General features: G+C 61.3%; 11 protein-coding genes. 2 read left to right on the forward strand and 9 right to left on the reverse strand.

The window, feature by feature from the left end; translation table 11 throughout:
* Positions 1 to 51: 51 nt before the first annotated feature.
* The 5 genes from iolB to G3A56_RS24420 all read right to left on the reverse strand — a co-directional run bounded on the left by iolB (position 52) and on the right by G3A56_RS24420 (position 6,780).
* Positions 52 to 864, reverse strand: coding sequence for a 5-deoxy-glucuronate isomerase (iolB, locus tag G3A56_RS24400; protein WP_137039646.1), 813 nt, complete (start codon positions 862 to 864; stop codon positions 52 to 54).
* Between the two features lie 239 nt (positions 865 to 1,103).
* Complete coding sequence (gene iolE, locus G3A56_RS24405) at positions 1,104 to 2,012, reverse strand: myo-inosose-2 dehydratase (protein WP_003499179.1); 909 nt, start codon at positions 2,010 to 2,012, stop codon at positions 1,104 to 1,106.
* Position 2,013: 1 nt separating this feature from the next.
* Complete coding sequence (gene iolD, locus G3A56_RS24410) at positions 2,014 to 3,840, reverse strand: 3D-(3,5/4)-trihydroxycyclohexane-1,2-dione acylhydrolase (decyclizing) (RefSeq protein WP_082184863.1); 1,827 nt, start codon at positions 3,838 to 3,840, stop codon at positions 2,014 to 2,016.
* On the reverse strand, positions 3,837 to 5,753 hold the full coding sequence (locus G3A56_RS24415; protein ID WP_082184862.1) for a bifunctional 5-dehydro-2-deoxygluconokinase/5-dehydro-2-deoxyphosphogluconate aldolase: 1,917 nt from the start codon (positions 5,751 to 5,753) through the stop codon (positions 3,837 to 3,839). The genes iolD and G3A56_RS24415 overlap by 4 nt, the downstream gene beginning before the upstream one ends.
* Before the next feature lie 211 nt (positions 5,754 to 5,964).
* Positions 5,965 to 6,780: a MurR/RpiR family transcriptional regulator gene (locus G3A56_RS24420; RefSeq protein ID WP_082184861.1), complete on the reverse strand. Its 816-nt coding sequence runs from the start codon at positions 6,778 to 6,780 to the stop codon at positions 5,965 to 5,967.
* A gap of 294 nt (positions 6,781 to 7,074) precedes the next feature.
* Between G3A56_RS24420 and G3A56_RS24425 the strand changes: the two genes are divergently transcribed.
* Entirely contained in the window at positions 7,075 to 7,365 is a 291-nt protein-coding gene (locus tag G3A56_RS24425; RefSeq protein WP_082184859.1) for a GIY-YIG nuclease family protein, read from the forward strand.
* Positions 7,366 to 7,596: 231 nt separating this feature from the next.
* Positions 7,597 to 8,526 (forward strand): IS110 family RNA-guided transposase, encoded by a 930-nt coding sequence (locus tag G3A56_RS24430; RefSeq protein ID WP_082182843.1) that lies wholly within the window; start codon positions 7,597 to 7,599, stop codon positions 8,524 to 8,526.
* A 182-nt stretch (positions 8,527 to 8,708) separates the two neighbouring features.
* Here G3A56_RS24430 and G3A56_RS24435 read toward each other — a convergent pair whose 3' ends face one another.
* The 4 genes from G3A56_RS24435 to G3A56_RS24450 are packed head-to-tail and all read right to left on the reverse strand — an operon-like array spanning position 8,709 to position 12,039.
* A complete protein-coding gene (locus G3A56_RS24435) occupies positions 8,709 to 9,425 on the reverse strand; it encodes an ABC transporter ATP-binding protein (RefSeq protein ID WP_082184858.1) in 717 nt (238 codons plus the stop codon).
* Positions 9,406 to 10,170: an ABC transporter ATP-binding protein gene (locus G3A56_RS24440; protein WP_003499190.1), complete on the reverse strand. Its 765-nt coding sequence runs from the start codon at positions 10,168 to 10,170 to the stop codon at positions 9,406 to 9,408. Before G3A56_RS24440 ends, G3A56_RS24435 begins: the two co-directional genes overlap by 20 nt.
* Positions 10,167 to 11,174, reverse strand: a complete 1,008-nt coding sequence (locus tag G3A56_RS24445; RefSeq protein WP_082184857.1) for a branched-chain amino acid ABC transporter permease — start codon at positions 11,172 to 11,174, stop codon at positions 10,167 to 10,169. Before G3A56_RS24445 ends, G3A56_RS24440 begins: the two co-directional genes overlap by 4 nt.
* 1 nt (position 11,175) lies before the next feature.
* Positions 11,176 to 12,039, reverse strand: coding sequence for a branched-chain amino acid ABC transporter permease (locus G3A56_RS24450; protein ID WP_082184856.1), 864 nt, complete (start codon positions 12,037 to 12,039; stop codon positions 11,176 to 11,178).
* Positions 12,040 to 12,110: the final 71 nt, after the last annotated feature.

The following is a 12,110-nucleotide window of genomic DNA, read 5'->3' on the forward strand; positions in this document are numbered from 1 at the left end:
TCCCTGTGACAAGCACAGGGATGAGGAGGGTGCCGTGGACGCTGGCATGCCTCACGGATTGTCGCGCTTGAAAATCCAGTCATGATCGGGATGGTTCTTGAAGCGCCATTTGCGCATCGGCCCGGCCATCACGTTCAGATAATACATCTCGTAACCATAGGGCGCGCCGCAGGGGTGGTGGCCCTTGGGCACCAGCACGACATCGCCGTTCGCCACCGCCATGGTTTCATCCAGCGAGCCGTCTTCGGTAAAGACGCGCTGGAAACCGAAACCCTGCGCCGGGTTGAGCCGGTGATAATAGGTCTCTTCCAGATAGGTCATGTCGGGGTAGTTATCCTCGTCATGTCGGTGCGGCGGATAGGACGACCAGTTGCCTGATGGGGTGAACACTTCCGTCACCAGCAGGCTGTCGGCCACATCGCGCTCTTCCATGGCGATGGGGAAGATGTAGCGCGTATTGGCGCCCTTGCCGCGTTCGGTCAGCTGCACACCGGTTGGGCCGATCTGCTGCGCCTCACGGCTGCCCTTTTCACCCGGGGCGGTGCAGACGCCGACGGTGCAATCCGTCGTGGCCGTCAGCGACCATTCGGAGCCTGCGGGCACGTAGACGCAGTGCGGCGGTTTGCGTTCGAACACATTCATGCGGTCGCCGAGTTCGCCGAACTCCTTGCCCCCTGCGGAAATCGTCGCCTTGCCTTCGACAAGCACCAGAATGACTTCCGTATCGCCGGTCTTTTCCGCCGCCGTTTCGCCCGGCTTCAGGCGATAGAGGCCGAAACCGACATAACCCCAATCCGCGCTTTGGGGCGTGATATCGTGCACCTTGCCGCTTGTCGCGACCGGCTTGCGCAGAAGTGAGGTCATGGTGGTGTTCCTTTTTGGTCAGTCGTTCAATTTATCGGGCGGCTATTCCCGCGTTTCCCTCATCCCTGTGCTCGTCACAGGGATCCAGTCAGCCCAAGTCCTTGGGCTGAGAGGAGTCTTTCCGCCGCGCCGACGCGCGTCGGCTGGATTCCTGTGACGAGCACAGGAATGAGGGTGGAGGGGGCTGCACCGGAGCATATGATCCGCAGACGTATACACTCTGATGCCCCCTGCTCAGTTCAGGCAGCCTGAGCCTTGTCCAACCCCGCTTCCCGGGCAAAAGCCTTCAGCGATTTCAGCCCGAGGCTCTGATATTCGAATGGGTTGCGCACATCCGGGTCCTGTTCGGCCTCGATGACCAGCCAGCCGCTGTAATTATGCTCGGCGGCAATTTTCAGAACCGGCGGGAAGTTCACGCCGCCCTCGCTGTCACCCGGCACGGTGAACACGCCGCGGCGAACGCCTTCGAGGAAGGAAAGCCGTTCGTTCCGAACCTGATCGGCAATCACCGGCCGCACGTTTTTGGCGTGGATATGGCCAACGCGGTGCATGTATTTCTGCGCGACGCGCACGGGATCGCCGCCACCGAAGAGGCAATGGCCGGTATCGAGCAGCAGATGGGTCTTCGGCCCGGTGTGCTTCATCAAAAGGTCGATCTCGTCTTCGCTCTCGACCACGGTTCCCATGTGGTGATGGTAGACGAGCGTGATGCCCTGTTCGGCAGCATAGGCCGCCAGCGCCTCGACACCCGCGCCGAACTTCGCCCAGTCTTCAGCCGCAAGGCGCGGGCGGTCGACCAGCGCCGTGTCGTCGGCACCGTGAATGGCGTTGGAGGTCTCGCAGACGATGATGACTTTTGAGCCCATGGCTTTCAGCAGATCGAGCGCCGGCTGCATCGCCTTCTTTTCGGATTCGATGCTGTCGGTCAAAAGGTTCAGCGAATGCCAGCCGGAGACGAAGGACAGGCCGCGCGGCGAAAGCACGCCCTTCAGGCCTTCCGGCTCCGTCGGGAACTTGTGGCCCTTCTCGATGCCGTCGAAGCCGATCTTGGCGGTTTCGTCGAGGCACTGTTCAAGGCTGATATGGGCGCCCAGCGTGCGGTCGTCGTCGTTGGACCAGGCGATCGGGTTGGTTCCGTAACGGATCATCTTACTGTCTTTCCTTGAGATGGTTTTCATAACGGGCGCGCGCCGGTCCGATTTCGGCGCGTTCGGAAACTTCAGGCACCGCGACATCCCACCAGTGACCACCGGCCTGCGGCGTCGGATAGGGGTCGGTATCGATGACGATCACGGTCGTGCGGGTGGACGCGCGGGCGCTGGCAAGCGCTGCTTCCAGCTCGGAAATGGTGGAGACCTTGCGTGCATCCGCCCCCATCGAGCCGGCATGGGCGACGAAGTCGATGGCGATCGGGTTGACGTTGGTGTGGGCGTAGAGGTTGTTGAACTCCGCGCCGCCGGTTTCCATCTGCAGCCGGTTGATGCAGCCGTAACCCCTGTTGTCGGTGATGACGAGCGTGATCTTGACGCCCATGGCGACCGATGTGGCAAGCTCGGAATTCATCATCATGTAGGAGCCGTCGCCGACCATGACGATCACGTCCCGGTCCGGTTCCGCCATCTTGATGCCGAGGCCGCCGGCCACTTCATATCCCATGCAGGAGAAGCCGTATTCCATGTGATAGGAGAGCGGCAGCTTGGATTTCCACAGCTGGTGAAGCTCGCCCGGCATGGTGCCTGCGGCGCACATGACGACGGTATTGTTCCGCGACTGGCGCTGCACCGCGCCGATCACCTGCATGTCCGTCGGCAGGCTGTTGGCATTGTCCTCACCCGGTGCTGCCGTATCGGCATCGGCCTTCTTGAACCATGCCGCCTTCAGGCCCGCATCCGGTGTCGCGAAACGGTGGCTGCCGAGTGCCGACGACAGTTTTTCGAGACCGATTTTCGCATCCGCCGTCAGGCTGATCGCATCGTGCTTGGCGCTGTCATAGGGCTGCACGTTGAGCGCCAGGATCTTGCGGTCCGGGTTCTTGAACAGCGCCCAGGAGCCGGTGGTGAAATCCTGAAAGCGGGTGCCGACGCCGAAGACCAGATCGGCCTTCTCGCTGACGATATTGGCGCTTTCGGCACCCGTGACGCCGACCGGGCCGAAATTGAGATCGTGATCCCAGGCGAGCGCCGATTTGCCGGCCTGCGTTTCCACCACGGGGATGGAATGTTTTTCGGCAAAGTTTTTCAGCGTTTCGGTGGCGCCTGCGAAATGCACGCCGCCGCCGGCAACAATGACTGGGTTTTTCGCAGCCTTCAGTGCGGCGACGGCGGCCTCGAATTCCACGACATCCGGCTCGGGGCGGCGTTGCCGCCAGATGCGCTTTTCAAAGAAACTGGCCGGATAGTCGTAAGCTTCCGCCTGCACATCCTGGCAGAAAGCGAGCGTGACGGGGCCGCAATCGGCCGGGTCCGTCATGGTGCGCATGGCGCGGGGAAGGGCGGTCAGCAATTGTTCCGGGCGCATGATGCGGTCGAAATAACGGCTCACCGGGCGGAAGCAGTCATTCACCGTCATCGTGCCGTCGCCGAAATCTTCCAGCTGCTGGAGCACTGGGTCGGGGCCGCGATTGGCGAAGACATCGCCGGGGATCAGCAGAACCGGCAGGCGATTGACATGGGCAAGCGCTGCCGCCGTCACCATGTTGGCGGCACCGGGGCCGATGGAAGAGGTGACCGCCATTGCCCGCCGGCGGCGCAGCTGCTTGGAATAGGCAATCGCCGCATGCGCCATGGATTGCTCGTTCTGGCCGCGATAGGTCGGCAGTTCCTCGCGGATGCCATAAAGCGCCTCGCCGATGCCGGCGACGTTGCCATGGCCGAAAATGGCCCAGACACCGGCAATATAGGTCTCGCCATGTTCATTCATCTGCGCGGCGAGGTAACGAACCATAGCCTGCGCAGCCGTCATTCTGATTGTCTTCACGCTGCCTCTCCCTTTTTGGCGCGCGCCTCATCCCATATGCGGCACAGGCTGGTGTAGCGCTGCGCCATGTCCTTCACCGCTTCCTGATCTGTCATCTTGCCACCGAGCCATGCCCGGGCAGCATCTGCGAAAATCGTGCGGCCGACGGCGAAACCTTTGACCAGATCGAAACCGGCGGCAAGGCGGAAGCTCTCCTCCAGCTCGCTTTGCGGTGCGTCGAGACCGAGAACGACGATGCCCCGCACGTAAGGATCGTTGCGATGCACGGCGTCACAGGCGTTCTTCCAGGCCGCGCGTGTCTTCATCGGCTCAAGCTTCCACCAGTCGGGATAAACGCCGATCTCGTAGAAGCGCTCGACGATGCGGGCGGCCGTCAGATCGTCGGTCGGGCCGACCTTGGAGGGGATGACCTCCAGCAGCATTTCCAGACGGTTGCGGCGTGTCGCCTGGAACAGACGCATGACCGTCTCCTCCTGCGCGGCGCGCATCTCCTCCGTATCGTCGGGGTGGTAGAAACACAGAACCTTGACGACATTTTCAAGCGGCCATTCGGACAGGCCACCGAAATCCTTGCCGAGTTCTGGTTCCAGCGTCAGCGGGCGAGAACCCGGCCATTCCACCGGCCGGCCGATCCAGAGACCCGAGCCGCTGGCGGCGAAAAGCGCATCGCGTCCAAGGCGTCCATCACAGAGGACACCGTAACCCGCCTTGCCACCGGAAACCGTTTGCGCGGCCTCGAGGCAGAGCTTCTTGAAAGCGCCGATACGCTCGTGTTTCACGCCGAGTTCGTCGGCGATGGCTTCCAATTGCATGCGGTGGTCGAAGGCGAAGACCCGCATCGTGTCCCAGTCGCCCTTGCGGTTGGTCGACCAATGCACCTGTTCCAGCGCCTCGTCCTTGCGCAGCGCCTTGTTGCGAATGCCGGCCTTGAAGAAATATTGCAGCTCTTCCCAGCTCGGATAGGCCGGCGTGCAGCCGTGGCGGGAAACGGCGAAGGCGCCGCAGGCATTGGCGTATTTCAGCGTCGTCGGCCAGTCCTCGCCGCGCAGCCAGCCACGGAACAGCCCGGCCATGAAGCCATCGCCTGCGCCGAGAACATTGAAGACCTCGATCGGAAAACCTTCACCCGTCTCGCCATCGTCGAGGCTCGCCGGAATTTCGCCGGCGAACACCGACGCACCCATTGGCCCGCGCTTGCACACCAGCGTCGCGTTTGAGACCTTGCGCACGGCATTCAATGCGGCAAGCGTATCGGTCGAGCCGCCGGCAATGTGGAATTCTTCTTCGGTGCCGACGATCAGGTCGAAGAGATGCAGGGTGGATTGCAGCTTGGCGGTGACCTTCTGCGATTCGACGAAACGGCTTTCACCATCGCCATGGCCGGCCACGCCCCATAGATTGGGCCGATAATCGATATCGAGCGCGGTTCTGGCGCCATTTTCACGGGCAAGTTTCAGCGCCTTCAGCACGGCCGCTTCCGTCTTCGGATGCGACAGATGCGTGCCGGTGGCGCAGACGCAAGCGGCTTCGGCGATGAAAGCGGGATCGATATCGTCTTCGCTGAGCGCCATGTCGGCACAGTTCTCACGATAGAAAATCAGCGGAAACTGGTTCTGGTCACGAATGCCGAGCAGCACCAGCGCGGTCAACCGCTCCGGGTCAGTTTTGACACCGCGCACGTCCACGCCTTCTCGCACCAGCTGTTCACGGATGAAGCGGCCCATATGCTCGTCGCCGACGCGGGTGATGACGGCGCTGTTGAGGCCGAGGCGCGCTGCACCCGCCGCGATGTTGGTGGGAGAGCCGCCGATATATTTGGCAAAGGAGGCCATGTCTTCCAGACGGCCGCCGACCTGCGAACCGTACAGGTCGACCGACGAGCGCCCGATCGTGATGAGATCAAGTTTTTTCAAAAGGTTCCTCCTTCGGACCGCGTATCGCGGCGGTCAGCCTCACATGTGTGGAGCGGCATTCCAGCGCGGGACTTGGCCCGCACCTTTCGTCATCCCGCTGCGGTGAGCCTCCTCCGCCCACGTAACTCCGTCACGAGACGGACGATCATGGAATGTCCGTTTCATGGGTTTGGATCATAAATTCTATTTTTTACGTTTTCAATAAAAATATTCAGGCAGTTTTGCGGGTTCCCACAGCCACGGCCAGCGTGATGGCGAGACAGAGCGTGGCCGAAAGCGAGCGGAATGCGCCGAAATCGATCTCTGTCACCGTAAGAAGCGTTGCGCCGGATTTGCGCAGCGGATTGACGGCGGAATCAGACATGGCGACGACCGGAATGCCGTTGGCGCGGGCCGTTTCCGCCAATTCCAAGGTTTCCGCCGAATAGGGGGAAAAGGTGATTGCGATCAGCGCGTCCTCGCGGGAGATGGCGCTGATATTGCCGAGCCCGCCGACGGCGCTGTGCAGAACCGCCGGAACCTTCATCTTCTCAAAGGCGTAAGCCAGATAGCTGGCAATAGGAAAGGAACGTCGCAAACCGACGATATGCACGGTACGCGCCTTTGCGAGCACCGCGACCGCCTCGTCGAGCTGCCGCGTATCGACCGATTTCAGCAGCATTTCCAGGGAGGAACGACCGGCCTCCACAAATTCCGCCAGCAGCCCGGACGCGCTTTCGTCGCCCTTTTCACGCAGGTGGTCGAGCCGGGTGGCATAATCCGGCCAGCCACCGACATAGGAATCACGGAACAGGCGCTGCATCTCCGAAAAGCCGGAAAAGCCCATGATCTGGCAAAACCGCATGAAGGCCGAAGGCTGCACGCCGGCGCCTTCAGCCATTTCGGCGACGGTGGAAACGGCGATGCGATCCTGATTGGAAGCGACATAATCGGCGCACTGGCGTAATCGCTTGGGCAACCCCTCCGCGACCTGGAGCAGCCGCTCCTCAAAAGCCTTTACGGATTCTGGCGCATCGATTGCCGTCATTGTCGTTCCTTTGTGCGGAGTGAAATCGTGTGCACTTTAACTGCAATGGAATTTTTATTCCATTGGGTTTTTTGAGATTTGCGTGATGGGTGAGAGCGGGGGCGGGAGTGACCAGCATACTCTCCTCATCCCTGTGCTCGTCACAGGGATCCAGCCGACGCGCGTCTGCGTGGCGAGAGAGTCTTTGCAACCCAAGGACTTGGGCTGGCTGGATTCCTGTGACGAGCACAGGAATGAGGGCGAGTATAATGTCCTCCCTTGCGGTATACTCAGATAAAATACATCTTATTATACATGAAGGGCTACGTTTATATTTTAGCATCAAAACGCAACGGCACGCTTTATACTGGCGTGACGAAGGATTTGCCGACCAGGCTTTTCGAACACCAGAATGAACTGACGCCCGGTTTCACTTCACAATATGGCGTCAAAATGCTGGTCTGGTTTGAGGAATTCGACCTGCTGACGAGTGCGATCACGCGGGAAAAAACCATCAAGAAATGGCCGCGGCAGTGGAAGCTCAATCTGATCGAGCGAACGAACCGGGAGTGGAGAGACATCTCCAGTCATTTGCACGACCTGTGACTTGTGATCGAACCACTGACGGTTCCCGCACACTCTCCTCATCCCTGTGCTTGTCACAGGGATCCTGTGTATTGCGTCTGTGCTAGAATGGTAGCGGACGGAAGGCCGTCGGGATCCTGGTCGTTTGAGACCGCTTGCTGGCTCTGGTCCTCCGTCCGCCTTTGATATCCCAACCTGAACAGTTGATTGAGGCCGTGAGCGCGGACCTCGAAGCACAGGATGAGGCTTGCCATGATACACCCTGTTTTCATTGGATGCGACGTCGCCAAGGCGCATCTTGATCTTTTCGACGGCCGGACATCCCGGCATATCCGCATCGACAACACCGCTGCCGCCATTCATGCATGGCTGCAAAGCCTGGAGGGGCAGGAGGCGACGGTCATTCTGGAGGCGACCGGGCGTTATGACAGGCAGCTGCGCGCGGCTCTCGATCGGCAACAGCGTCCGTATTGCCGGGTCAACCCCGCCCGGGCGCGCGACTTCGCAAGAGCCACCGGCCGCCTGGCCAAGACCGACGCCATCGATGCCCGCCTGCTGGCACGCATGGGCGAAACGCTTGGCCCCGCAACCAGCACACCACCCGATCCGGCCCGGCAGGCGCTTGCCAGCTTCCATACAAGGCGCGATCAGCTCGTTGCCATGCGCCAGCAGGAGCGGCTTCGCCTTTCCAGCGCAGAACCCATGGAGCACGATAGTCTGGAGCGCCATCTCATCTGGCTGGACGGCGAGATCGAGGCGATCGAAAAAGCCTGTCACGCCCATGTCCGGGAAAACGCGGAACTGAACGAACAAAGCACCAGGCTTCGTTCCATTCCGGGCGTCGGGCCAGTCACCGCATTCACGCTGATGGCGCATATGCCGGAACTGGGCGGCAGCTCTTCCAAAGCCATGGCGGCATTGGCGGGACTTGCTCCCTTCAATGCCGACAGCGGCATCAAACGCGGCCAGCGCCATATTCGCGGCGGACGAAAGCGCGTGCGCGATGCCCTCTACATGGCGGCGCTGGTGGCTTACAGGCTGAAGACCGCCTTCGCCCGCACGGCGCAAACCATGCAGACCAAGGGCAAACCGTTCAAGGTCATGATCATTGCCATCGCCCGCAAAATCCTCGTCGCCGCAAACGCAATCCTCAGGGATAAAACCGTCTTTGCTAAAACCTGACAATACAGTTGCCAGCCGACGCGCGTCTGCGCGTCGAAGGGGGTCGTTTCAGCCCAAGGACTTGGGTTGGCTGGATTCCTGTGACAAGCACAGGAATGAGGGGGAGATGTAGGCGCTGTCTGCGTCCCTTAATCTAGAAGCCGTTCCGACCGAAAACTGTTCTGGTTTTCAACCGGATGCACTCAGTGCAGCCCACCCACACCAAGATGGGTGTCAACAATATCCGGGTTCGCCGCAAGATCGACCGACGGCCCTTCCCAGACGATTCGGCCGCGTTCCATGATGATGGCGTGGTCGGCGAAGTCGATGGCCATCTGGATGCGTTGTTCGACGAGAAGAATGGTCATTTCGCCCGATTGCGCCAGTTTGGAGAAGGCCGCCATCAGTTCCTCGCAGATGACGGGGGCGAGGCCTTCGAGCGGTTCGTCGAGAAGCAGCACTTTGGGCTGGCCGAGGATGGTGCGGGCGGTGGAGAGCATCTGCTGCTCGCCGCCGGAGAGTTGCGAGCCGAGATTGCGGCGTCTTTCCTTCAGGCGCGGAAACAGCGTGTAGGCTTCTTCGATGGCGGATTTCGGCCGGCCCTTGAGGCCGACGAAGAGGTTTTCCTCGACGGTCAGCGTCGGAAAGACATCGCGGGTTTGCGGCACGTAACCGAGACCGGCGCGGGCGCGGGCCGCACTCGGCAGAGTAGCGATATCCTGCCCGCCGATGCGGATATCGCCGGAAAAGCGCTTCGTCTGCCCGGCAAGCGTGGCGAACAGGCTGGTCTTGCCGACGCCGTTGCGGCCGAGCACCGCGAAACGCGAACCGGCGGGAACGGAAAGCGACAGCCCCTCGATGACGCGGGTGGGGCCATAACCGGCGGTCAGGTTGGCAATTTCAAGCGGCGCTGCGGGCATCGGCGTAACTTCCCAGATAGGCTTGGCGAACCTCGGCATTGCTGGTCACTTCATCAGGCGAACCGTCGAAGATGACGGCGCCTGCGGCGAGCACCACCACACGTTTGGCAAAACGGAAGACCAGATCCATGTCGTGTTCGATCATCAATATGGCGAGGTCGGCGGGCAGGCGGTCGAGCGCCTGTTCGATGCGCGCCGTTTCCGTCGAGGGAACGCCGGCGGCGGGTTCGTCGAGCAGCAGGATTTTGGGCCTGAGCGCCATGGCAAGCGCGATCTCGATCAGCCGTTGCTGGCCATAGGCGATTTCACGAACGCGGGTTTCGGCAAGGCCAAGCAGGCCAAGCGTGCCGAGAATGTCGCGCGCCTCGCTCATGACTGATGGCATGGCACGGTAACGGCCGAAAATCCGGCCCGTTTTGCCTTCCCGTTGCAGGATGGCGAGCGCGACATGTTCCTCCGGCGTCATGTCCTGAAACAGCCGCGTTACCTGAAAGGAGCGCACAAGCCCGCGCTTCACGCGCTGGCTGGCGCTGAGCCCGGTCACGTCTTCTCCGGCAATCCGCACGCTTCCAGCGGATGGCTTGATGTTGCCGGTCACAAGGTTGACGAAAGTGGTCTTGCCGGCGCCATTGGGGCCGATCAGCACCGTGCGGTCTCCCGGGGAAAGAGACAGCGAGACGTTGTTGGTGACGACAAGGCCGCCGAAATTCTTCTGCAGGCCGGATACTTCGAAAATGGCGCTCATTTGCGATCTCCCCGCAGGCGCGTGATGATCTGTTCGCCCGCGCCGTAAAGGCCACGCGGTGCAAAGAGCACGACGGCGATCAGCAGCAGGCCGACAATGGTGAGCCAGTGGAACGGATTGGCGGCAGAAACGACATCCTCGAACCACATGAAGGTGACGGTGCCGATCAGCGCGCCATAAAGCGAGCCTGCGCCGCCGAGAACCAGCATGACCAGCCCCTCCGCCGAAAGCGTGAAGCTGAGGCTGTCGAGACCGACCACCTGGGTCGAAATGGCGTTCAGCGCGCCACCGATGCCGGCGACGATGCCGGAGATGACGAACATCTTCAAAATCGTGCCATTGACCGAGCCGCCCATGGCCTGAATGCGGATGCTATCCTGCTTGACGCCACGGCAGAGCATGCCGAAGGGCGAATTGACGACGACCCTGAGCGCAAGGAAGACGACAAGCAGCAGGACGACGCCGTAAATATAGGCGGTGCGGCCGAAAAGATCGAACTCGAAGGTGCCGAACAGCGCATCGGGCGAGACACCGGCCAGGCCATCGCTGCCACCGGTCCAGTTCGACGCCTTGTTGGCGGCCTCATGGAAAAGATGGATGACGGCAATGGACAGCACCAGCTGCGGCAGACCATGCGCCCGCAACAGAACCGTGCCGGACAGGAGGCCGGCGACGCCGCCGGCGGCAGCCCCGATGACGGTCATCAGAAGCGGATCGGTTATATTGAAATGGGCAGCGGCAATGCCGGCTGCATAGGCGCCGGCGCCGAACAGCGCCGCATGGCCGAGCGTCGCGACGCCGCAATAGCCGGTGACGAGATCGATCGAGAGCACCAGAAGCGCAATCGCGATGATGCGTGTCAGAAGCGCCAGATTGTCCGGAAACAGGAAATATCCGGCGATGGCCGCAGCGATGATGACGAGCGGGCCGCCAAGTGCGCGCAAGGGTGAGCGGGCCTTCAGGGGCTTTGCCGTTTCAGTGAGGTCGTTCATGAGCACCGCCATCTCATTTCGCCCTTCCAAGAAGGCCGCGCGGGAACAAGGTGATGATCACGATGACCGCCAGATAGAAGAAGAATTCGCCATATTCCGGCGCAAGGTAACGTCCCGTTGTGTCGATCGCGCCAAGCAGCAGGCAGGCGATCAGAGCGCCGGGAATGGAACCTGCGCCGCCGACCGAAACGACCACCAGGAAGGTGACCATGTAGCGCAGCGCATAATAGGGTTCGACCGGCAGCAATTCCGCGCCGATGACGCCGCCCATGGCGGCAAGGCCGACGGCGATGGCGAAGCTGATGGCATAGATGACCTCGGTGCGCACGCCGAGCGCCGCGGCCATGGCGGCATTGTCCACCGCCGCCCGCAGCTTGATGCCGAAGGCGGTCTTTTCGAATGTGAACCAGAGTGCCGCCGCAACGACGAGACCGCTGACGATGGCAAAGATGCGGTGGGTGGCGATGGCGCGAAAGCCGAGATCGGTGGGGCCGGCCAGCTGCTGTGGCAGCGGAATGGTCTTGAGCGTCGGGCCGAATACGAAATTGGCGATGCCGATGATGCAGAAGGTGATGCCGATGGTCATCAGCACCTGCGTCAGTTCGGGAGCACCGTAAATACGCCGGTAGAGGAACCGTTCGAGCGGTATGGCGATCACGATCGTTCCGACGATCGCGACAAGGATTGCCGCGGCGTAACCGAGGCCGAGGCCATGGGCGGCATAGGAGGCGAGATAACCGCCGATCATGGCAAAGGCGCCGTGGGCCAGATTGACCACCCGCATCAGCCCCATCGTCACCGAAAGGCCGATGGAGATGATGAAAAGCACCATGCCATAGGCAAGCGCATCGACAAGGATGCTGAAGACCGTCTGCATGCTGAAAAAGCTCCTCCCGGTGCTGCAATGCCCGACCCGGGCCGGAACCGAACCGCTGCGAGAGCGGTTCG

The organism is Rhizobium oryzihabitans (assembly GCF_010669145.1).
GTDB classification, from domain to species: domain Bacteria; phylum Pseudomonadota; class Alphaproteobacteria; order Rhizobiales; family Rhizobiaceae; genus Agrobacterium; species Agrobacterium oryzihabitans.